This window comes from Anaerotruncus sp. AF02-27, from assembly GCF_003465835.1.
Lineage (GTDB): Bacteria > Bacillota > Clostridia > Oscillospirales > Ruminococcaceae > Anaerotruncus > Anaerotruncus rubiinfantis.
Genome location: NZ_QSBX01000002.1, coordinates 309,527 through 332,640, shown reverse-complemented (window position 1 = coordinate 332,640; position 23,114 = coordinate 309,527). Strand labels below are relative to the sequence as shown.

At 58.1% G+C, this 23,114-nt stretch carries 19 protein-coding genes; 16 read left to right on the top strand and 3 right to left on the bottom strand.

Annotated elements, in window-relative coordinates; translation table 11 throughout:
* Positions 1 to 102 precede the first annotated feature (102 nt).
* From secD to DWV16_RS03670, 3 genes are all read left to right on the top strand, one after another.
* Positions 103 to 1,458, top strand: a complete 1,356-nt coding sequence (gene secD, locus DWV16_RS03680; protein WP_118477814.1) for a preprotein translocase subunit SecD — start codon at positions 103 to 105, stop codon at positions 1,456 to 1,458.
* Positions 1,455 to 2,390, top strand: coding sequence for a protein translocase subunit SecF (gene secF / locus DWV16_RS03675; protein ID WP_066459094.1), 936 nt, complete (start codon positions 1,455 to 1,457; stop codon positions 2,388 to 2,390). Before secD ends, secF begins: the two co-directional genes overlap by 4 nt.
* Positions 2,391 to 2,515: 125 nt before the next feature.
* Complete coding sequence (locus tag DWV16_RS03670; protein WP_118477813.1) at positions 2,516 to 3,301, top strand: sugar phosphate isomerase/epimerase; 786 nt, start codon at positions 2,516 to 2,518, stop codon at positions 3,299 to 3,301.
* A gap of 517 nt (positions 3,302 to 3,818) precedes the next feature.
* On the opposite strand, the gene DWV16_RS03660 is transcribed toward DWV16_RS03670, so the two are convergent.
* The 3 genes from DWV16_RS03660 to DWV16_RS03650 all read right to left on the bottom strand — a co-directional run bounded on the left by DWV16_RS03660 (position 3,819) and on the right by DWV16_RS03650 (position 8,238).
* Positions 3,819 to 4,574: an aspartate/glutamate racemase family protein gene (locus DWV16_RS03660; RefSeq protein WP_118477811.1), complete on the bottom strand. Its 756-nt coding sequence runs from the start codon at positions 4,572 to 4,574 to the stop codon at positions 3,819 to 3,821.
* 22 nt (positions 4,575 to 4,596) lie between these two features.
* Positions 4,597 to 6,000: an MmgE/PrpD family protein gene (locus DWV16_RS03655; RefSeq protein ID WP_118477810.1), complete on the bottom strand. Its 1,404-nt coding sequence runs from the start codon at positions 5,998 to 6,000 to the stop codon at positions 4,597 to 4,599.
* Between the two features lie 186 nt (positions 6,001 to 6,186).
* Complete coding sequence (locus DWV16_RS03650) at positions 6,187 to 8,238, bottom strand: sigma-54-dependent Fis family transcriptional regulator (RefSeq protein ID WP_118477809.1); 2,052 nt, start codon at positions 8,236 to 8,238, stop codon at positions 6,187 to 6,189.
* 330 nt (positions 8,239 to 8,568) lie between these two features.
* Here DWV16_RS03650 and DWV16_RS03645 point away from each other — a divergent pair, with 330 nt between their 5' ends.
* From DWV16_RS03645 to DWV16_RS03585, 13 genes are all read left to right on the top strand, one after another.
* Positions 8,569 to 9,558, top strand: coding sequence for an ornithine cyclodeaminase family protein (locus tag DWV16_RS03645; RefSeq protein ID WP_118477808.1), 990 nt, complete (start codon positions 8,569 to 8,571; stop codon positions 9,556 to 9,558).
* A 26-nt stretch (positions 9,559 to 9,584) separates the two neighbouring features.
* Positions 9,585 to 10,658: an NAD/NADP octopine/nopaline dehydrogenase family protein gene (locus DWV16_RS03640; protein WP_118477807.1), complete on the top strand. Its 1,074-nt coding sequence runs from the start codon at positions 9,585 to 9,587 to the stop codon at positions 10,656 to 10,658.
* A gap of 64 nt (positions 10,659 to 10,722) precedes the next feature.
* The gene (locus DWV16_RS03635) at positions 10,723 to 11,832 is read left to right on the top strand and encodes a TRAP transporter substrate-binding protein (RefSeq protein WP_066459111.1); all 1,110 of its coding nucleotides are present in this window, start codon (positions 10,723 to 10,725) and stop codon (positions 11,830 to 11,832) included.
* Between the two features lie 82 nt (positions 11,833 to 11,914).
* Positions 11,915 to 12,430, top strand: coding sequence for a TRAP transporter small permease (locus tag DWV16_RS03630; RefSeq protein WP_066459116.1), 516 nt, complete (start codon positions 11,915 to 11,917; stop codon positions 12,428 to 12,430).
* Positions 12,431 to 12,447: 17 nt separating this feature from the next.
* The gene (locus DWV16_RS03625) at positions 12,448 to 13,725 is read left to right on the top strand and encodes a TRAP transporter large permease (RefSeq protein WP_118477806.1); all 1,278 of its coding nucleotides are present in this window, start codon (positions 12,448 to 12,450) and stop codon (positions 13,723 to 13,725) included.
* Between the two features lie 137 nt (positions 13,726 to 13,862).
* Complete coding sequence (locus DWV16_RS03620) at positions 13,863 to 15,263, top strand: SLC13 family permease (RefSeq protein ID WP_158572769.1); 1,401 nt, start codon at positions 13,863 to 13,865, stop codon at positions 15,261 to 15,263.
* Positions 15,264 to 15,316: 53 nt separating this feature from the next.
* Complete coding sequence (locus DWV16_RS03615) at positions 15,317 to 16,876, top strand: ABC transporter substrate-binding protein (RefSeq protein WP_118477804.1); 1,560 nt, start codon at positions 15,317 to 15,319, stop codon at positions 16,874 to 16,876.
* Positions 16,877 to 17,011: 135 nt separating this feature from the next.
* Positions 17,012 to 17,941, top strand: a complete 930-nt coding sequence (locus DWV16_RS03610; protein WP_066459125.1) for an ABC transporter permease — start codon at positions 17,012 to 17,014, stop codon at positions 17,939 to 17,941.
* A gap of 15 nt (positions 17,942 to 17,956) precedes the next feature.
* Positions 17,957 to 18,820: an ABC transporter permease gene (locus tag DWV16_RS03605; RefSeq protein WP_066459127.1), complete on the top strand. Its 864-nt coding sequence runs from the start codon at positions 17,957 to 17,959 to the stop codon at positions 18,818 to 18,820.
* Between the two features lie 16 nt (positions 18,821 to 18,836).
* Positions 18,837 to 19,805, top strand: a complete 969-nt coding sequence (locus DWV16_RS03600) for an ABC transporter ATP-binding protein (protein WP_066459129.1) — start codon at positions 18,837 to 18,839, stop codon at positions 19,803 to 19,805.
* Between the two features lie 9 nt (positions 19,806 to 19,814).
* A complete protein-coding gene (locus DWV16_RS03595) occupies positions 19,815 to 20,762 on the top strand; it encodes an ABC transporter ATP-binding protein (protein ID WP_118477803.1) in 948 nt (315 codons plus the stop codon).
* A gap of 13 nt (positions 20,763 to 20,775) precedes the next feature.
* Entirely contained in the window at positions 20,776 to 21,957 is a 1,182-nt protein-coding gene (locus DWV16_RS03590) for a M20 family metallopeptidase (protein WP_158572768.1), read from the top strand.
* A gap of 25 nt (positions 21,958 to 21,982) precedes the next feature.
* Positions 21,983 to 23,053, top strand: a complete 1,071-nt coding sequence (locus DWV16_RS03585; protein WP_118477801.1) for a Xaa-Pro peptidase family protein — start codon at positions 21,983 to 21,985, stop codon at positions 23,051 to 23,053.
* Positions 23,054 to 23,114 lie beyond the last annotated feature (61 nt).

Sequence of the window (23,114 nt, the reverse complement as noted above, 5' to 3'; positions counted from 1 at the left end):
GCGAATTCGCATGGAATGAGGAACCATATCAACCGCAGAACGGGATGCTGAACTGCGGTTGTTGTCTGTGTTTGCAGATATGGTTGCAAGGAGGACAAGCAGATGAAAAAAGTTGGAAAGCCGACGTTCTTTGTAGTTCTTGCATTGATCGTTGTGCTTGCCGGGCTGTCATTCTTCGGGATTCATGCGTCCTATGGCGATATACCCAGTACGTATATCAAGGGCGCAGGGGATATCCGTTGGGGCATCGACATCCGCGGAGGCGTCGACGTGACGTTCAGCCCGGAAGAAGGCTACGATGCCACAGATGACGAGATGGCCGCGGCGGAATCTATCATCAAGGTGAGGCTCGTGTCGCAGAATATCACCGACTCGGAAGTTTACACCGACTACAACCGTGACAGAATTATCGTCCGTTTCCCCTGGAAGGAAGGGGAAACCGACTTTAACCCTGAGAAGGCTGTCAAAGAGCTCGGCGAGACCGCGCTTCTGACCTTCCGGGAAAACATGGACGGCCCGGTCGTCCTCGAAGGCAAGGATGTGGAATCTGCCACCGCGGGGATGGATCAGGAAACTGGGCAGTATATCGTTCAGCTGAAACTGAAGCCCGAAGGAGCCCAAGCATTCTCCGAAGCGACTGGGCGCCTGGTTGGGCAGACCATCTCGATCTGGATGGATGAAACCAATATCAGCGCCCCGACGGTAAACTCCCAGATCCCGAACGGCGAGGCCCAGATCACCGGGCGCTTTACCGCGGAGGAAGCAAAAGCTCTGGCGGATAAGATCAATGGCGGCGCGCTGCCCTTCAAGCTCGTGACCGAGAACTATTCCTCGATTTCCCCGACGCTCGGCATGGGCGCGCGTGACGCGATGGTCACCGCGGGCATCATCGCATTCATCCTGGTTTCGATCTACATTATCGCGCTTTACCGCCTGCCCGGCGTGATCGCCTGCATCGCGCTGCTCGGCCAGGTCGCGGGTTCGATTGCGTGCATCTCGGGATTCTTCCCGAACGCGCCGTCCTTCACCCTGACGCTGCCCGGCATCGCCGGTATTATCCTGTCGATCGGTATGGGCGTTGATGCGAACGTCATCACTTCCGAACGCATCAAGGAGGAACTGCGCATCGGAAAAACAATCGACGGCGCGGTCGACTCCGGCTTCCAGCGGACCTTCTCCGCGATCTTCGACGGAAACATCACCACGATTATCGTTGCGGGCGTCCTGATGGGGGCGTTCGGCCCTCCGGGATCGATCCTTGCGAAGATCCTTGCGCCGATCTTCAGCTGGTTTGGACCTTCCGCTACCGGCGCGATTTATTCCTTCGGTTTCACGCTGGTTGTGGGTGTTATCTTCAACCTGCTGATGGGCGTCCTGGCGTCCCGTCTGATGCTCAAATCCATCTCCAAGTTCAAGGCGTTTAAGAAACCGTGGCTGTATGGAGGTGCGAAGGCATGAAAAAGACCTATGATATCGTAGGACGTAAAAAGCTCTGGTTTACCATTCCGCTTGTCGTCCTCGTGATTACTTTGCTGGTATCGGCTGTCTTTGGTGTCGAGCTTGATATCAATTTCCGCGGCGGTTCGATCGTCACCTATTCGTTTGAAGGCGATGTGGATCAGGGCGCGTTCCAGGAGACAATCCAGGGCGCCCTTGGCCAGCAGATCGGCCTGCAGCGGCAGGAGGATGTCGTCACCGGAAGGGTGAACTATGTCGCGACCCTGTCCTCCAAGGAGGGCGTCACGCCGGAAAAGCAGATGGAGATCACTTCCGCGCTGCAGCAGAAATTCTCCGGCAACAATGTGGAGGTCGTTGAGACCAGTAACGTCGATCCGGCGATCGGCCGCGATTTCTTCGCGAAATCGATGGTTGCGGTTGCGGCGGCAGCTGTGTTGATGATCTTGTATATCGCTTTCCGTTTCCGGAAGATGGGCGGCTGGTCGGCCGGCGTTTTTGCGACGGTTGCGCTGATGCATGACGTCATGTATGTGTTTGCGACCTTTGTGCTGCTCAGGTTCCCAATTGGCGACAGCTTCATCGCGGTCGCGCTGACCATCCTTGGTTATTCGATCAACGCGACGATCGTCATCTATGACCGTATCCGTGAAAACGAGCGTTCGATGGGCAGCAAGGAAACACTGGACGAAGTGGTCAACAAATCGATCAACCAGTCGCTGGCGCGTTCGATCAACACGACCGTTTCCACCGTCATTGCGGTCGGTACCGTCTGCGTGATCTGCTACATTTTCCACGTGGAATCGATCCTGATCTTCACGCTGCCGATGATGATCGGTATGCTGGCGGGCGCGTATTCCTCGGTCTGTATCGCGGGTCCGCTGTGGGTGACCTGGCAGGATCGCAAGGCTGCGAAGAAAAAACTTCAGAAATAAACCCATCAAGCCGCCGGCAATTCCGGCGGCTTGATTTTTTTGACCTCATTTTCCGGTGGCGCGATGATGTTTAATTTGCTATAATGTTGTCAGGCTGATTACTTGCGGCCGGAAAGGGGTATCCCATGTTAGCTGGCATCTCCACCTCAACCTTTTACCCGGAGCTGACTGAAAACGCATTGCGGCAGCTGGCGGTTTTTGGCGTTCAGGCCGCTGAGGTGTTTTTCAATTCCTTTTCTGAACTGGAGGAAGGATATGTGCGGGAACTTTCCCGGATCGCCCAGGACGGCGATGTGAAAGTCCTTTCCATACATCCGTTCATGTCGGGCCTGGAGCCGCTCCTGTTCTTTTCAGACTACCGGCGCCGCTTTGACGATGCCGTGGAGTTCTATAAACGTTTTTTCCACGCGGCCAACCTGCTGGGAGCGAAAATCCTCGTATTCCACGGCAACCGCCGTGAAAGCGTGCGGACCTGGCCGGAATATTTTGATCTGTTTGGGGAGCTGATGGAAGCGGGGCAGCGGATGGGAGTCACGGTAGCGCAGGAGAACGTACCGCGCTGCCAGAGCTACTGTCCGGAGTTTTTCAAAGCGATGACCGATTACTTGCCTGAAGCGCGTTTTGTGCTCGATACCAAACAGTGTATTCGGGCGGGATATACGGCGCTGGAGATGGCGCAGGCGATGGGTGACCGGGTGCTGCATGTGCATATCAGCGATTACGACGAAACGCATGACTGCCTGCCAGTGGGAAGGGGACGGCTCGATCTGGGGGCTCTTTTGCAGACGCTGGCGGGATATGGTTTCGACGGCGGCGTATTGCTTGAGCTCTACCGGCAGAATTACGGAGGGTACGAGGAGCTCTGGGAGAGCTATGATACCATCTTATCGGCTATACGCAAGGCATGCTGAAACAGACGGGCAGAGTAAGCTTTTTGAATTCAGATTCAAATTAAAAGAAGCCCCGCTAGGTGAGCGGCTGACGATGAGTGAGGTTAGCCTGTTTACGGGCAGCGAGGAATAATCTCTGCGCGGATGGCAGACCGCATTACACGTTTAGCGTGTAAGCGAGAAATCGAGGGCTTTGCCCGCATGTGAAATACCCCCGGCTATGCCGGGGGTATTTCACATGCGGATCATTTTGGGCGCGCACCAGGCAGCGAGGGGGAGTCGGCTAAGTCGCGCTGGGGTGGATCGCTATCCGTTTGGTCCAATCGGATGGGGCATTGCGCAGAAGATCATCAGACTGCAAATTTTTTCTCACTTGGAGCGGGTAACGCTCGAGATAGACACGTCGAAAGGCTTACGGACGATCGAAAATAATTCGTTCCTTTTTCTCCGTTTGGGATATCCATTGTGTGCCTCCTGCCGGGCAGATCCTGTCCGATAAGCCGGATGCCGTCCCACGTTCCATCCGTATCCGTTCGTATTATAGTCCAGGACGCGGAGCCTTTTCAGTGGGCGTGGGGACCATCTGCATAAACAACTTCCCAAGCGGAGGACGGTGGGGAAGTTCCAATGTGTTTAGGATGTGCCAAAGGGTGCACTGGTTGCTGGTGACGACCGGGCGGCCGAATTCCGCCTCGATCGATTCGATGTGGTCGAGGACCTTGAATCCGGCGCAGCTGATGAAGATGGTGTCCGCCTCAGGGGTGAACACCTCGCGCACGAGCGCGCGTATCTCCTCAATCGGGATCTGCGGAACACGTGGGGTGTCGTTGATGTTCATCCCTTTGAGAGCGAGCACCTCATAGCCGCTTTTGGTAAAAAAATCATATTCGATCCTGTTGACCGAATCCGGGTAGGGAGTGGCCATCACCAGTTTGTGGGAGTCAAGCGCTGCGAGCGCCGCGAGCACAGCGGTCGTGGTGGTCACAGTGCGCACGCCGGTGAGCTGTTCGAGCCGCTCGCTGACCGCGCGGTCGTAACCGATGCCGCCGATGAAACTGCCGGAGGTGCAGCAGAAAACGATGAGTTCCACTCCCTGTGCTGCGAGCCGGGAGGCCGCGCCGTCGATCGCTTCGCTGAATTTTCGGATACCTCTTGCGCCCATGTCGAAGAGTTCGACCAGTTCGGTGATGAGCGCATACCCTGCGGGAAGATGGCTGCGCATCTCCTCCTCTGGATTTTTGATACCGCCTCCCCCGGGCGAACCGGGGGAGATTAAGCCGATCTTTCTGTCCATACGGTCCTCGCTTTCCGCCGCCTCAGCGGTGAAGAATGTGGCTGATGGCGGAGACGTCCGGCACCTCTTCGAGGGCCTGCAGGATGCGAACGCCCTCTTCGACCTTCTCATCGGGGAGGGAAACGCCGGCCTGGATGCGGTACCGGTCGGAGAGTTCCTCCCAGCTCAGCATCTTTTTCGGGTGTCCGGGCAGGCAGTCCATGCTGTCGGAATAGACTTTTCCGTCCTTGGTGGTGATGGTGAGCGTCTTTTTCGGGAAGGTGCCCTCCTTCATGATGTCGAACGAACCGACAAGGGAATGCTCCTTGGAGGGGCCGCCCTTCACCTTGGATGCGAGTGAAAGCACTCTGGGGTTCTTCATATTCTCGCGGGAGTACCAGTGCGCGCCGGGACGTGGATCGCAGAGCATTGCGGCGATACAGAACGGAATGCTGAACTGCGCGTGGGTGAGGGAGGAGTAGCCGTCGGGCGAGAAGGCCATGCGCAGCTGGGTGGGCGGATCGATGACGATCTCTGCAATGTCGTCGGGCTGAATGCCGTTTTCGGTCGTGATCTTGTGGGCGAGCTCCATGGGAGTCTGGTTCCACATGTTGGCCGGCCAGTGCTTGAGCAGCGTCTCCATAATGAGGTACCGCTCGCCGAGGTCCTTGAGATACCATTCGGGGTGGGAGTTGGCGGTCATGTGCACCTCATAGGCGGCGGGATCGTCGAAGCAGTCCATAAAGTTCTCCACCCCGCCTTTGGCGGCGAGCGTCAGCGCGACGCCGTCGCGTGCCCGGAAGCCGTGCAGATAGTGGTAGGCATCGGACATGGTCGTGTGGCAGAGGCTTGCGGTGATCGGGCTGCAGGCGGTGCCGAAGCCGAGCGCCTGGTTGATCTGGTCGGGGTCTAAGCCGAGCAGTTTGCAGGCCGGCACGACGCAGGCGAACATCTGCCAGCTGGTGAGCCCCCAGCCGTTGCTGTCGTCGGGGTCGTCCACTACCATGGCGATGCGCTGGTAGACCTCATAGGCGGCGACCACAGCGGTGATGAGATCCTTGCCGGACTTCTTCTGGCCCTCAGCGACGGCCCAGGCCACCGGAACCGCGCCGGCCGATGGATGGCCGGTCCAGGAGCAGTCCTCCCAGTCGAGCAGGTCGGAGAGGGTGCCGTTGACAAAGGCAGCGTTCACCATGCTGAGCTTCGACCCATCAATCCAGACGGTGGCGTCCCCGCCGCCTGGGCCGTTATACTGCTTCCCAACCGAGATGGCCGCCTTGGCCAGCGGCACCTCAGGAGCGGCAAGCGCGACGCCGATTGTCTGCATAATAATCTTTTTGGCGCGATCGGTCACTTCGGCGGGCAGATCCTCATAACGCAGATGATGGATGTATTCCGCGAGTTTCTGGGTGTAATCGGTCTTGATTTCATGAAAACTGAAATGCATTTTTCCTCGCTCCTTATCAGATGGTTTGCCCTTTATTACAGCAAATTCCGTGCCACCTAAGGAAAACGTGGTTCGTCCGGCGGGATTCCGCACAGGAGCGGCAGCTTTGTCCCCAAATTGAAAAGGGGAGCCATCCCCTTTATCCCAAATAGCAATAGAATTGGGATTCTTCGGATGGCTCGCCCGTTATATGGTTTCCGTTTCTCCGGCCTTCATGGCCCGCAGGCCCCGCTCGGTGATACGGGTACCCTGACGGCCCTGGTGAATCTCGACGAGCTGCATGCGCTCCATGTCCTCAAGCAGCTTGCGGATCATCATTTCGGAAAAAAACTGTCCCTGCTTGTCAAAATAGAGCTTCAGTTTGCGCCGGCCGATGCCGATGCCAAGGGAATTGAAATTGTCAATCGCGCGCAGCAGCGCGACACAGCGCGCGCGGTAATCGCTGTCGCAGCCTTCAAAGATCACCCCCTCCTGCGGTTTCCTGACGGGCGTGGGCGGTTCGGCGGAATAGCCGCTGCGTATGTAGGAAGGGAGATGCTCCTCCTGGATTTCGGGGATGTTGAGATTGAAGAGGTACTCCATACAGTTTTGCAGCTCGCGCACGTTCCCTTCGAACGGGTGGTTTACAACCCGTTCGAGCGCGGCGGGGGAGAATTTGATCTGCGTGTGTCCCAGCTCCATGAAATACTGCATCAGAAACTCGATGTCGCATTTGCGCTCGGAGAGCGGTGGGATTTTCAAAAAAAGCACATTCAGCCGGTAGAACAGGTCGTTGCGGAAGGTGCCCTCCTTGACCATGCGGTAGATATCCTTATTGGTGGCGGCGATGATCCGCACGTCGATAGGGATGGTGTTCTCGCCGCCGACCCGGACGACCTCCTTCTCCTGCAGGACGCGCAGCAGCCGCACCTGCAGATGCAGCGGCATGTCCCCGATTTCGTCAAGGAAGAGGGTGCCCTTGTGGGCGAGCTCGAACACTCCCTGTTTGCCCTCCTTCTTCGCGCCGGTGAAGGTGCCGCCCTCGTAGCCGAAAAGCTCGCTCTCCATCAGCGATTCGACGATCGCGCCGCAGTTGATGGCGATGAAGGGGAACTGCCGGCGGCGGGAGCTGTTGTGGATGGCCTGGGCAAAGAGCTCCTTGCCCACGCCGGTCGGCCCGAGGATCAGTACGTTGCTTTCAGCCTTGGCAATGCGGCGAGCGATGCTCTTGCATTCAATGATTGCGTCGCTTACGCCGATGATGTCCTCAAATTTATATTTGGCGGTGTGCTTGCGATGGATGACCTGGCGGCGCAGATTCTCTTGACGCTTCTCCTCGTCCCAGTACTTTGACATGCGCATCAGGCCAATCTGGGAGTTGTGATGATAGTTGATACTGATGTTGACGACATAGTGGCTGTCGTTGAAGAGGACCACCCGTTCCTCCTTGAAGTCGGCGGGGGTCAGCGTCTCCATGAAAGGAAAAATTTTATGCAGGCTCTTCCCGATCAAGTGCTCCTGCGGGATGCTGGTGATCTTTTCGATATAGCTGTCGCAGTATTCGATGACAAACTCGCTCGAGAAGCAGAGCACGCCCTCCTGTACGGAGGAAACTTTTTTATAGTCCCCGGAGAGTGAGTTTTCAACGACAAGGTCGTTGGTGAAGGCGCGATAGTGGGTGCACATCTCCTTGAAGTAGCGCTGAAAGGTCGTGGTGGTGACGATTTCAGGCATCTCGAGACAGAGCGCGATCTCAAGGACGGTGGCGATGCTGAAATGGCTGCGGTCTATCCCGATGGCCACTCGTTTGTCCCGGTCGGGGAGGGAAGGGTGGCCGAAGGCGACGACGTATTTTTCAAGCCGCTCAGGGTCCATCCCTTCACTCCAGGCGGTCATGGCTTCCTTGCGTGCGCCGAGCTTCTCAAGCATCATCATCCGGCGGCGGGAGTTGACAAGCCCGCCTTCGCAGACGACGCTGATGGCGTGTTTCTTCTGGGCTTCGAGGATCTGTGAGAAGGAGGACTTCTCTATGGTGTAGGAAGCGATGACGAAGCCGACATCGGGGTTATCCATCGAACTGAAGGTCTGGTTCATATACGGACTGGTGGCGACCACCACGTCGGCTTCGATCGTGGGACGGTCGTTTTTTCCGGTCACCAGGTAGTCGACCTGCGCCATGCCCCCGAAGAGGACACGCAGTTCCTGGGCGTAGGAGTCGAGAAAGAGCGATTCGTAGCCGAAAATAACAATTTTTTTCAAATGTTCTACACCTCTGGGTCGAATTGGGGGGAATCCAAAAGAATCCCGCCTGTTTTTCAGTATAAAGCACCCGAGGGCGGGTGTCAAACCAAAATGGCAAATTTTCAATCCCTATAATCCCGTTTTCGGAGAAAATTGAGCGAAAAAGGGATTGAATGGCTTTCGGAAACGGAAGGCTGCACTTCGTTTCCGCGTGGGAAAAGCGAATTTAGCGGGGATTGCGTTTTCTTTTGCGTTTGGCACAGGACTTGCTGTTATTAGACGCAAAGAAACAACGCGGGACCGGCGGACGGGCCGGACCGCTCAAAATGATGCAAAGGCGGCGAAGCGATGACAGATTATCATGTGGACATCCGGGTCCTCTCGAAAGCCGAGGTCGAAAGCCTCGTGAGCTACCGTGATGTGGTGGACACAGTCGAAGAGACCTTTCTCGCGCTGGCGCGCCACGAAATTTTCCATCCGATCAAGGAACCCATCTGGGTGGATGACGGCCGTGCAAACATGATTATGGCGATGGCGGCCCATATCAAAAGCCAGCAGGTCGCCGGCGTCAAATGGGTCAACATGTATGAAAAGCAGCAGCCGGGCTATCCCTCCTGCGCGGGCAGCATCCTGCTTTTAAACGATGACCGCAACGGCCAGCCCTACGCGATCCTGGAGGCAACCTCGATCACCGCGATGCGCACCGCGGGCGGGCACGCGGCGGTCGCCGCGAAGCATCTCGCCCGCCCGGATTCGCAGGTGTTGACGGTGATCGGCTGCGGCACCGAGGCGGTGAGCGGCGTTGCAAGTTTTCTCGATCTCTTTGCGCTGCGGGAGCTGCGTGTTTTTGACATTCACCCCGCCGCCATGCAGCGGATGCGGGAACTTTACGGAGACCGGCTCACAGTGACCTGCTGTTCCGACGCACAGACGGCCTGCGAGGGGGCGGATATCCTGATGACCGTCACCACCTCGCGGCGGCCGGTGGTTGAAGCGGACTGGATTCCGAAGGGATGCTTCGTGGCGGGGCTTTACTCGCTCTTCGACCTCGACCCCAGGGCCGCAATCACCTGTGACAAATGGGTTCTCGGATCGAAAGAGGCCGACCGGCGGCAGATCCTGGAGGACCCGGTGTTCGAGGACTACCATCTTACGATGGAAAACGTCTACGCCGACCTGCCCGAGATCCTGAGCGGAGCGAAGCCCGGACGCGAGCGGGACGACGAGACGATCGTCTACACCCACTTCGGGATGGGCGCGCTCGACGTGGCGGTTGGGAAACTCATCTACCAGCGCGCCTGCGCGCAGGATGTGGGCCAGATTATCCGCCTGGTCTGATCCGGGCGGTTAGAGGGAGGAATACCATGAAGAAAATTGCAGTGGTAGGCGGCGGAAGCACCGGCCATATGGTGGCCGCGGACGTCGCTTCCCGCGGGCATGAAGCGCGGCTCTGCGACAGTGAGGCCTATCGTGAAATCCTGGAACAGACGGCCGCGATCGGAAAGATCGCGCTGAGCGGCAGTGGCTTCGACACGGTGGGGAAACTCGCGATGGCGACTACCGATGTCGCCCGTGCGCTTGACGGGGCCGATCTGGTCATCTGCTGCACCATCGCCAACCGCGACGAGGAGGTCGCCGAGATGATCGCGCCGCACGTCCCGAAGGACGGGGTGGTGCTCCTGAGCGCCGGCAGCGCCGGGTCGCTCGTTTACCACAGGGTCTTTAACCGGCTGGGCCGGCGGGACATCGTGGTGGGGGAGACCAGCGGAAATCTCTATCCCTGCCGGATGATCGGCCCGGGCAAGGTCTTTTCGGGCGGGAAATATGCGCCCAAGGCGGCGGCCGCGGTCCCGGAAAGGGATACGGAACGGCTGGTCGAGGCGTTTTCCGGGGTGTACGAACTCACGCCAGCGAGCTGTGTGCTCGAAACCGCATTCAACGGGCCGAACCTGATCGCCCATATCGACCTCACCCTGCTGAACGCAGGCGCCATCGAAACGGCGAAGGGGCCCTACCGCATTTTCAACGTCGGCATCTGCCGCAGCACCATCAACCTGGCGGATGCGCTCTGGCAGGAGAAGAAACGAGTCATGGATGCGCTCGGCTTCGCTTGCGGGCCGTCGCCGGCCGGCTTCTACCGCAAACTCGCGGATCACGACGCGCACGCCTTCGACGGCTTTCGGGCGCTTGAGGGCCCTGAGAGCCTGACCGGGCGGTATATCACCGAGGATGTCCCGATGCTCGACTGCCTGTTCCTTTCGGTGGCGCGGGCGATCGGGGTTGCAACGCCGCTCTTCGAAGGGCTTGTGGCGGTGGCGTCGACGGTGAACCAGACCGACTACTATGCCCAGGGCCGAACCTTGGAAAGCCTGGGGATCGAAGCCCGCACCCCCGCGGAGATCGCCGCGAGTTTCCGGGACCCCGGCAATCTGCAATGACCCCATTCCCTGACGGACGGCAGGGCGAAAATAAATTGCTCGAAAATATGAGGAGGCCAAAAAAATGAAAAAGAACATAAGTATGATCCTCGCAGTGGCAATGCTCATTGGAATGCTCGCCGGATGCAGCGGCTCCAAACCCGAGGCCAGCTCCGCCGCGGCGCCCGCCCCGACGGCTTCTGCCGCTTCCGAAGCGGCTTCCGATGCAGCGGCCCCCGCGCCCGAAGGCCAGATCCTGGTGCGCATTGCGACCCAGATGGCGGCCGACAACAACACCACCATCGCGATGAACGTCTTTGGCGACTATGTGATGGAAAAGACAAACAATGCAATCAAGGTCGAGGTCTATCCGAACTCCCAGCTCGGAGCGGAGGACATCGTCATGCAGCAGGTGCTGACCGGCACGCTGGAGATGTCGCCGATCAGTTCGGCCGTTTTGAGCACCGTCGTGCCTGAGGTCAACATCTTCTCCTTCCCATTCCTTTTCAACGACCTCGACACCTATATCGACATGTGCTGGGACGAAGGCTTCCGTGAGCGGATCTTCAATGCGGTCGAGGAGCGCACCGGCTGCAAGACCCTCGGCTTCACCATCGGTATCGGCCGTGGCGTCTCGAATACCAAACGCGAGATCCGCACGGTCGACGACATGAAGGGCCTCAAAATCCGCACAATCGGCTCCCCGATTATCATCGACACCTTCAACTCTTTTGGCGCGACCGCGACCAACGTCCCATGGAAAGAGGTCTACACGGCGCTGCAGCAGGGGCTTGTGGACGGCGAGGACAGCTCGGTCATCGCAAACCTCGACCAGAAATTCATCGAAAGCAACAAGTTCTACACCCAGCTCGACACCATGTTCCAGAACCACCTGCTGGTCGTCTCTTCCGAACTTTGGAACAAGCTGACCCCGGAACAGCAGCAGATCTTCGTCGAGGCGGGCGTCAAGGCGGACGAATACGGCTTCGAGTGCTCGCGCACTGACATCAAGGACAGCTATGAGCGCGCAGCCAAGGAATATCCGGACTTTAAGATCACTTCCGACCTGACCCCGGAAGAGAAACAGACCTTTGTGGATGCCTGCCGTCCGGTTTGGGACAAATACAAACCCGAAGTAGGTGAGGATCTCTTCAACTACACCTACGACCTCATGCAGAAGATGGTAAAAAAATAAGTCTGACAATCCCCGCCGTCGGGCCCTCCGGCGGCGGGAAAACCAAAATAACAATTCAGAGGAATAGAGGAGGGAATCCGGCTTGCGTGCAAAGGTGAACCGGGCGCTTGGAAAGATCGGGCGCTTTGAAAAGGCGCTGATGGGTGGCTTTTTCATGGTCATGACCCTGATGGTTTTCGTTCAGATTACAATCAGGTGGTGTGGTCTGCGCAGCTTTTCCTGGCTGGAGGAGTTTGCGCAATATGTCTATATCTGTGTGGTGATGGTCGGAGCCGCCAACGGCGTTACTGACGACAGCCTCATGAAAGTGCGGCTTTTTGAATCGATCCTGCCAAAGGCGGCCTGCCGGATCATTGGCGTAATCAGCGGCCTGCTCTGCAGCGGAATTGCGTTTTATATGGCATCCATCAGCTACCAGACTGTCAAAAAGATGTTCCAGCTCCATGCAAAGACTTCGGTGCTCGGCTGGCCGGTGTGGTTTTTCTACGCGGTCATGGCTGTCGCGTTTGTGGGAATGGGGGTCCGCTTCCTTCTGCGGATCATTTTCCCGCCCATGGAAGAGAAGGATAAACCCAATACGCCTGCCAAAGCGCAGTAGGAAAGGAGGATTGCTCAATGGCTTGGTTAATGCTTTTGTTTTTTGTATTTCTGTTTCTGGGTTTTCCGATCGCATTCATCCTGCTGGCTGTCTCGCTGATCGGAGCGATCTTCCTGCTGAACAATAACCCGCAGATCGTCGTCCAGATGATGTTCAACGGCATGAACAGCTACACCATTCTGGCGGTCCCTTTCTTCATCATTTCGGGCGGTATCGCCGCGCGCGGCGGCACAGCCAAGAGCCTGATCAACGTCATGAAAAAGGTGTTCGGCAAGCTGCCGGGCGGCCTTGGAATCGCCACCATCTTCGCCTGCACCTTCTTTGCTGCGATTTCGGGATCGAGCCTCGCGACGATCGTCGCGCTCGGCACCCTCATGATTCCGACCCTGATCGGTGAAGGCTACGATCCCGAGATGGCGACCGGCATTGTTAACTCGGCCGGTTCGCTGGGGATCCTGATTCCGCCAAGCGTCCCGATGGTCACGATGAGCGTGGCGATGGGGCTCTCGGTCGCGAAGCTGTTCGCGGCGGGGTTTTTGCCGGGTATCATCCTGGCGATTATCTGGAGCGTCTATGTGGCGATCACCTGCAAGCGCACCGGAGTTGGCACTAAAAAAACGGAGGAGAAGGAGCGCTACGGTTTCAAGGAGTTCCTCAAAGACGTGCCGGCCCTCTTCTTCCCAATCGTCATCCTCGGCAGCATCTACGGCGGCATCGCCACCCCGACCGAAGCGGCGGCAATCTCGATCGTCTACATCACGATCATCGAGGTCTTCTATTATAAGACCTGCAAACTTGCCGAACTGCCGGCGATGTTTGGTAAATCGACCGCCGAGGCGACCATCGTTTCGGTCATGCTCGGCTGCGCCGCGCCGATCACCTGGTTCGTCACAAATATGCAGCTGCCCGCAGCCCTCTCGGCCGCCGCGCAGCAGTACATACCAAACAAATTCGTATTTATTATCGCGCTCACGCTGGTGCTGTTCGTATTCGGCTGCTTCATGGACATCATCTCGGTCATCGTCATCCTTGGACCAATGGTGCTTCCGACCCTCATCATGTACGGCATGGACCCGATTCACTTTGGCATCATGTGTATTCTGAACACCCAGATCGGCATGATGACCCCGCCGTTCGGCATGAACATTTTTGTCTGCATGCGGGTGGCCAATATGGGCATGGGGAAGGTCGTAAAATCCACAATGCCGTACCTGATCCTGCTTATTATAGCGACGCTGGTTATCTCGTTTATTCCGGAGATTTCGATGTTTGTCCCCAATCTGCTTGCGTCCTGACGCGGTCAGCCCATCGATTGCCCCCCGGGCGCCGGGGGGCAATCTGTGCATCCATAGCGGGCGGTTTCCGCTGTGTTCAAAAAGACGAACTCCGGCGACTGGACTATAATTTTGTAAGATGATGGAGAATTTTCACTGTGATAAAAAAATTTCTGCAAAAGCGTCCCCTCGGACTGCTGCTGGGGCTGGCAACAGCTGCTGTGTTGCTGATAGCGCCGCTCCCAATCGCTGAGGACGGACGAATCTGCCTTGCAATCTCGCTTTGCGTGATCGTCTGGTGGGGCTTTGAGGTGATGCCGGTCGGGCTTTCCTCCTGTGCGCTGCTGATGGGGTACTCTCTCTTTTTAAACTCCGAAACCGTACAGCCCCAACTGATTTTCAAGTTCTGGACCATGCCGATGGCCTATATGGTTCTGAGCGGTTTCCTGATCGCGGGCGCGATCAAGCACTCGGGGATCGGCAGGCGGCTGGCACTCATTTTCATTTCAAAATTTGTAAAGAACTATGACCAGATTATCTTTGCCTGCTATATCCTCAGCTATCTTTTGAGCCTCATCATCCCGCAGTCGTTTGCAAGGGCGTTTCTCATCATGTCGGTCATGTCCTTCATCATCGAGAAGACCGATATGGAAAAAAAGTACGCCATCAACATCGGCCTTGCGGTTTTCGCCGCGCAAAACGGCGCGGGGCTCCTGTTTATGACCGGTGACAGCTCGATCAACATGCTTCTTCTGAATCTGATCCCCGAGGCGGTGCGCCCAGGCTGGCTCGACTGGCTCTGGATCATGCTGGTGCCCGCGCTGCTGCTGGGTGTTCTGACCTGCGGGATGCAGATGCTGCTCGTGCGCGGTCCAAAGAACCTATGCATCGATGTGCAGCTCGCCCGGCGGGAACTGGAGACGATGGGACCGCTCTCCATAAAGGAGAAAAAGACCCTCTTCTGGCTCGCGGTGGCGGTTATATTGTGGATGACCGACAGCATCCACCATGTCGACGTGGGCTGGGTGAGTTTGGCAGTCGCGGTTCTGATGGCGATGCCAGTGATCGGGGACGTCATCGAGCAGCGGGACATCGCCGAGATCAATCTCGGTACGCTGCTCTTCCTGAACGCCAGCATGGCGATTGGAATGGTGGGCGGCGCGACAGGGATGAACCAGTTTCTGGCCGACCTGCTCTGTCCAAAGGAGATTTCCGGTGGCGTGATGGGTCTTATGCTGGTGGTCGTGCTGGTCTGTTTCGGCCTGCACTTCTTGCTCGGGAGCGTCACCGCAGTCATCACCCTCGCGCTTCCCGCCCTCTTCATCGTGGCCGAGCCGATGGGAGTGGGCATTGTGCCGGTAGCCTTCGCGGTCTATCTCGCAACGATCGGCCAGTGGTTCTTTCCCTATCAAAACATCTCGCTCACCATCGGAATGGGGGAGAATGCGGGGATGTACTCGGTGAAGGAAGTGGCGAAATTAGGTTTTGCGTTCACCATCCCGGCGGCTGCGGTTGTGCTGATTTCAGCCGTCTGGTGGATGATTATCGGTATCGTTTGACCCTCCGCCGAAGGCGGAATTTTGGAATAAGCACGCATTATTAGGAGGTAACTATGAAAAGAACATTTACGAGCATTCTCGCAGGGATTCTTGCGGCAACCATGCTGCTTTCCGGCTGTTCCGGCAACGGCGGCAGCTCATCCGGCGGGGGAAACACGGCCCAGCCGGGCGCGAACGCGTCCGCCGAGGGCGCTTCGGCGCGCACCGACCTCAACATGGTCATGACGACCGACCTCAACACCCTTGATCCGCACAATTCCAATGCGATTTTTGAATCGAAGGTCATCCGCAACCTCTTCGACGCGCTGGTCGAGGTGGACGACGAGACCAAGGAAATCGTTCCTGCCCTGGCTGAGAGCTGGGAGATCGCGCCGGACGGCGAATCGGTCACCTTTAAACTGCGCAGCGGCGTCAAGTTTCACAACGGCGAGGACCTGAAGGCCAGCGACGTCAAATTTTCTTTTGAGCGCGCAATCGAGGCGCCGAAGGTCCGCAGCTACTCGTTTGCGATGAAGAGCATGGACGTGGTGGACGACAGCACGGTCAAGCTCAATCTCAACTACCCCTACGGCAGCATCCTTTCGATGGTCGCGAAGATTTACATCGTGAGCGAGAAGGCCGTCACCGATCTTGGTGATGAATTCGGCCGCAAACCGGTCGGCACCGGCGCCTACAGCCTGGTTGAGTGGGAACCCGCGCAGCAGATCGTGCTCAAGGCGAACGACGGTTATTTTAACGGCGCGCCCGCGCTCAAGGATGTGGTCATCAAGCTGATCGTCGACTCGAACACCGCTTTCATCGCGCTTGAGACCGGCGACGTGGATTTCTATCCCGAAGCGGTCCCGGTCGACGTCGAGCAGGCCAAGACCAACGACAAGCTCACCGTCCTCGAGGACGTAGCGAACAGCTTCTACTTTATCACCTTTAATAACAAGACAATCTCCGATGAGAAGGTTCGCCAAGCGATCAGCTATGCGGTCGATGTCAACACGATGAACACGATCGGCTTCGAAGGCAAGGGAACCCTCGCGCAGATGCCGCTCAAACCCGGCGCCGAGGGCTACACCGAGGACGTCAAGGTCTATGATTACAACCCCGATGAGGCGAAGAAACTGCTCTCCGAAGCCGGCTATTCCGAAGGGCAGCTCAGCCTGCGCCTGGTCTTTATCGAGAGCAGCACCAACAAGAAGATGAGCCAGGTCATGCAGGAGGAGCTCGCGAACGTGGGGATCAACCTCGTGCTCGAGCCGCTCGAATCCGGCACCTACTACACCCAGATCGCCACCGGCGACTACGACATGCTCATCTCCGGACAGGGCTACGACCCGACCAACACCGACCGCACCTTCTTCCGGCTCTTCCACACCGAGGGAGACTACAACTACTGCAAATATTCGAACCCGAAGGTCGACGAGCTTCTGAACACGGCGCGCGTCGAAAGCGACCGTGCGAAACGCGATGAAATCTACAAAGAAGTCATCGGAATTGTGCGCGACGAAGCGGTCTACCTGCCGCTCTACTACAAGGCGGCGACCCTTGTCTACGACAAAAATCTGCAGGGCGTCAAGATCAAAGACGACTCGATGTATGACTTCGCGGATTTCCACTGGTAAAACCGGAGAGCGCTTCAAGACGACAGGACCGGACGGTCCCCGCAAGCGGTCGCAGCCAGAAATGCAATCGGACCGCATTTCTGGTTGTGCCTTGCTGCACAGGGCCGGCTCCTGCGAAAGCGATAAGGAGAGACTATGTACAGATATGTGATAAAAAGACTTCTGCTGCTGATCCCGATTCTGCTCTGCGTGAGCTTTGTGGTCTTTTTCATCCTTGACCTGACCCCCGGCGATCCGGCGCGTCTGATCCTTGGCGAGGATGCCTCCGAGGAAACGGTAGCGGAACTGCGGGAAGAAATGGGGCTGAACGACCCGTTCTTGGTTCGCTATGTAAACTACGTCGTCGACGCACTGCACGGGGATTTCGGCCAGTCCTACCGGACCAACCAGGATGTCGTCACCGAAATCATGGCGCGGTTTCCAACCTCGATCAAATTGTCGGTGTTTGGGGTGCTGCTGACCGTCGTGTTCGGTATCCCAATTGGGATTCTGGCTGCGGTCAAACAGTATTCCGCCATGGATATGGTGAGCACCATCACGGCCATGTTCATGGCGGCGATCCCGGGGTTCTGGCTGGGGCTGATACTGATTTTAATATTTTCGCTGCATCTCAACTGGCTGCCGCCGAACGGGGCGGACAGCCTGAAAAACTTTATCCTGCCCTCGATCACAATCGCATTGCCGTTCATCGCGAGCATCATGCGCATGACCCGCTCGACCATGCTCGAGACGATCCGGCAGGACTACATCCGCACTGCGCGCTCAAAGGGCGCGGAGGAGAAGGTGGTCATCTGGAAGCATGCGCTGAGAAACGCTTTGCTGCCGATCATCACCATGCTGGGCACCAACCTGAGCATCCTGCTGGGCGGCACGATGATCGTGGAGACGGTCTTTTCGATGCCGGGGCTTGGTACCCTAATCGTCACCTCGATCCGTTCCAAGGACATCCCCCAGATCATGGCCGCGATTCTGTTTCTTTCGATCATGTCCTGCGTCATCATGCTGATCGTGGATCTGGTGTACGCGTACGTGGACCCGAGAATTAAAGCCAGATACGAACGGTAACGGGAGGAGAAAACGATGGCAAAACCGAAAAAAAAGAGCAAGGCGCTGGAGATTTGGAAACGGTTTCGCAAGAACAAGGCCGCGATGATCGGTCTGGTGCTGATTCTTATTTTTGCATTCTTCGCAATTTTTGCAAACTTCATCTGCGACTATGAAACGCTGGCCATCAAGCAGAACGCGGCCATCCGGCTGCAGCCGCCGAGCGCCGAGCACATTTTCGGCACCGATGCCTACGGGCGGGACCTGTTTGCGCGGGTGGTGCACGGAAGCCGTGTCTCGCTCTCGATCGGCTTCATCTCGACCTTCTTTTCGCTGGTGGTCGGGGGCTTTCTGGGCGCTGCCGCAGGCTACTACGGCGGCAAGGCGGATATGCTCATCATGCGCGGCATGGACGTGCTCGCGAGCATCCCGCAGATGCTGCTGGCGCTGGCCGTGGTGGCCGCGCTGGGCGCGGACCTCAAAAACCTCATCATCGCGGTCACGGTGGGCTCGATCCCGGGCTTCACCCGGGTGGTGAAGTCGGCGGTGCTTACAACGGTGGGGCAGGACTTCATCGAGGCGGCACGCGCCTGCGGAACGAGCGATTTTCGGATCATCTGCAAGCACGTCATCCCGAACGCCATTGGGCCGATCATCGTACAGGCGACCATGTCGGTGGCCAAAATGATTATCCTTGCGGCGGGCCTCAGCTTTATCGGCATGGGCGTCGCGGCTCCAACCCCTGAATGGGGCTCGATGCTTTCGGAGGGGCGCGAATACATGCGGTATTCGGCCTATCTTGTGCTTTTCCCGGGGCTTGCGATCGTCTTTTCCGCCCTGTCGCTCAACCTGATTGGCGACGGCCTGCGGGATTCCCTTGATCCCCGTCTGAAGAATTAATGTGAGAGGTGCGGCAATGAGTGATAAACTTTTGGAAATTCAAGATCTCGAAGTGATCTATCAGACGGACGAGGAGACGGTGTACGCGGTCAATGGGATTGACCTTTCGATCGGCCGCGGGGAGACGCTCGGGCTGGTCGGGGAGACCGGCGCGGGCAAGACCACCACCGCGCTCTCGATCCTGCGGCTGCTGCCGTTTCGGGTCGGGAAGATTGTGAAGGGGAAGATCCTGTTTGACAAAAAGGACCTGCTCGCGGAATCCGATGAGGGGATGCGTGCGATCCGCGGGGAAAAGATATCGATGATCTTCCAGGACCCGATGACCAGCCTCAACCCGATCATGCGGGTGGGCGAACAGATCGCGGAGAACCTCCAGTTCCACAATAACGACAACAAGACTCCCGAACAGATTGAACAGCGGGTGGAGGAGATTCTCGAATTGGTGGGTATTCCCGCCAAGCGCAAAAACGAGTATCCCCACCAGTTTTCCGGCGGGATGAAACAGCGGGTGGTGATCGCGATCGCGCTGGCCTGCGAACCGCAGCTGCTCATCGCGGACGAACCGACCACCGCCCTCGATGTGACCATCCAGGCACAGGTTCTGGCGATGATGTACGAGCTCAAGCAGAAGCTCGGGACCTCGATGATCCTCATCACCCACGATTTGGGGATTGTGGCCGAAACCTGCGACTACGTGGCAATCATGTACGCGGGGGAGATCATCGAATACGGCACGGTGGAGGACATCTATAACGGGGATATCCACCACCCCTATACGGTGGGGCTTTTTAACGCCATCCCCAACCTTACATCCGAGACCAAACGGCTCAGCCCAATCGCGGGCCTGATGCCCGACCCCACCGACCTGCCGGCAGGCTGCAAATTCTGCCCGCGCTGCCCCAAGAAGATGCCGGTCTGCGAGACCGAGCGCCCGGAGGACTACTGCCGCGACGGCCACGTCGTGAAGTGTCATCTCTATAAGTAGGAGGATACGATGCAAGAGGTTTTATTGAAGACCGTCAACCTGAAAAAATATTTCGATGTCAAAAACGGGATGCTTCACGCTGTGGACGACGTCAACCTCTCAATCAACCGGGGCGAGACGCTCGGGGTGGTCGGCGAGTCCGGCTGCGGCAAATCCACTCTGGGGCGCACCATCCTGCGGCTGACCGAACCGACGGCCGGACAGGTCCTCTTTGAAGGAAAGGACATCGTGAAGCTGGGCAAAGGGGAGATGCGCGACCTGCGCACCCAGATGCAGCTCATCTTCCAGGACCCGTACGCGAGCCTCAACCCGCGGCTCTCGGTGGCCGAGCTCATTTCCGAGCCGATGATCGTCACCAAATGCTGCAAGCGGGACGAGATCTATGGGCGGGTGCGCAAGCTGATGGATACGGTGGGGCTGGCCGAGCGGCTGGAGAACGCCTATCCGCACGAACTCGACGGCGGCCGCCGCCAGCGCATCGGCATTGCCCGCGCGCTGGCGGTGAATCCCAAATTCATCGTCTGCGACGAGCCGGTTTCGGCGCTTGACGTCTCGATCCAGGCCCAGATTTTAAACCTGCTGATGGACCTGCAGGACGAATTGGGACTCACCTACATGTTCATCACGCACGATCTCTCGGTAGTCAAGCACATCTCGAACAATATCGCGGTCATGTACCTGGGTCAGTGCGTCGAGCTTGCAAACGTCCGCGCGCTCTTCCAAAACCCGATCCATCCGTACACCCGCGCGCTGCTCGACGCGATCCCCATCCCGGTCGTCAACCGGGAGAAGCGCAACCGGGAGATCATCCACGGAGAGGTCACCAGCCCCATCAATCCGCATCCGGGCTGCCGGTTCGCCGCCCGCTGCAAGTACGCGACCGAGGAGTGCACCCGGGAAAACATCCCGCTGCGCGACCGCGGGGATGGGCATATGGCGGCCTGCATCAAATTTTAATCGGAGGTTCATGATGGACTACATCAAACTGGCGCAGAAGTATAACGACCGGGTAGTAGAGCTCCGCCGGGACATCCACATGCATCCCGAGCTTTCACTGGAGGAGTTCCGCACGGCCGAACTGGTGGCAAAGGAGCTGCGCGCGCTCGGCATGGAGGTCCATACCGGCGTGGGCAAGACCGGCGTGGTCGGGCTGCTTAGAGGCGCGAAGGAGGGCAGGACCATCGCCCTGCGCGCCGACATGGACGCCCTGCCGATCCAGGAGGAGAACGACCTGCCCTTCAAGTCGGTTTATCCGGGCAAGATGCACGCCTGTGGGCACGATGTGCACACAGCGGTGCTGCTGGGCGCCGCGATGGCGCTCACCGAGATCAAGGATCAACTGAACGGCACGGTCAAATTAATCTTCCAGCCGGCTGAGGAAAACGCCCCGAACGGCGGGGCGAAGCAGATGATCACGGAGGGGGTGCTCGAGGACCCGAAGGTCGATGCGATTGTCGGGCTGCACATCCTGCCGTTTGTCAAAAGCGGGGTCATCTCGCTCAAAAAGGGGGAACTGCTCGCAAGCGCCGACCAGTTTGAGATCCGTATCACCGGCAGGGGCTGCCATGCGGCCAGTCCGCATCTCGGGGTGGATGCGGTTACGGTGGGCGCGCACCTCGTCACCGCGCTGCAGAGCGTGGTCAGCCGCATGACCGATCCGATGGAACCAGCGGTGCTCAATGTGGGTGTCCTCGAAGCGGGCGGCAGGGAAAACGTCCTTGCCCAGAGCGCCGTGCTCAAAGGGACCTGCCGCGTTTTCAACCCAAAGACCCGCGAGAACCTCAAAGCGCGCATGCAGCAGGTGATGGAGGGAGTCTGCGCCGCGTTTGGCGCGACTGGAGAGTTTCTTTACACCTACGGCTATCCGCCGCTGCTGAGCGATCCGGAACTCACCCAGTTCTGTTCGGATGCGGCCACCGAGCTTTTTGGCCCCGATGGGGTCGTGGTGAAGCCAAAGCCCGCGATGGGCGGCGAGGACTTTGCCTATTATACCGAGGTGATCCCGGGCGCGTTCATCTCGCTCGGTACCGGCAGGGCAGAGGGCCCGAACGCCCCCATGCACAGTCCGCGTCTCATGGTGGAGGAGGGTTCCTTTGTGAACGGTGTGAGCTTTATGACCAAGGTGGCGGTCGACTACCTGAACCGTCCGTGACCGGCAGAGAGGAAGGAATTTGTACATGGAACAGCAGCGGCTGGAGAAGCTCTGTGGACTGATGCGGGAACGTGGGATCGACCAAATGGTCATCACTTCCCCCGCCAATCTCTATTATCTGACCGGAAAATTCACCCAGCCAATGGAACGGCTATTGGCGCTGGTGGTAGACCGCGATGGAAACGCCGTCTACTATGCAAATAAAATCTTTTTGATCGACCAGTCGATCGGCGCCGAAGTTGTGACCTTTTCGGACACCGACGACGGGATGGCCCCGCTCGCCAAAGGCGTGCGGGAGACGGGAACGGTCGCGATCGACAAGAACTGGACGGCGCGCTTTTTGCTGCAGCTCATCGAGCGGCGTCCGCGTGTCAGGTATCTGCACGACTGCACCATTCTCGAAGAGCTGCGCATGGTGAAGGATCTGCGCGAAATCGAGGCGCTCCGGCAGGCTTCGCGTATTTCGGATAAGGTGCTCGCGGCGCTGCACGACCGCATCACCGATGGAATGGCTGAACGGGACGTTTACCGCATCTCGCAGGATCTCTATACCCGTGAAGGCGGGACGAACGGCGGCGCGATGGTGCAGTTCGGCAAAAACAGCGCCGATCCGCACAGCATGTCCGGCCCTACTGTGGTTCAGCCGGGGGACAGCATCGTGATCGACACCGGCGTGAATTATCGGCGTTACCGTTCGGATATGACCCGGACCGTCTTTTTCCGCGGCGTGCCGCCTGAGCTCGAGAAGGCCTACGGGATCGTCCTAGCGGCCAATCGCGCCGGAGTCGCGGCCGTACGGCCGGGAGCCCCGCTGCACACGGTGGATGACGCGGCCCGCGGTCTCATCACCGAGGCGGGATACGGCCCCCGGTTTATCCACCGTACCGGCCACAGCATCGGTCTCGATATGCATGAACCGCCTGATGTTTCCGCCGGTACGCCGGTGGTGATGCAACCGGGGATGGTCTTTTCAGTTGAGCCGGGCATCTATCTGCCAGGGCTTGGCGGGGTGCGGATCGAGGATCTCGTGCTGGTCACAGAGGACGGCTGTGAGGTGCTCAACCGCTTGGACCGCGCGTTGCGGGTGCTGGACTGACAAAAGAATATTGGCTCAAAAAGAGGCCCGCCACAGGCGGGCCTCTTTTTGAGTGGGGATT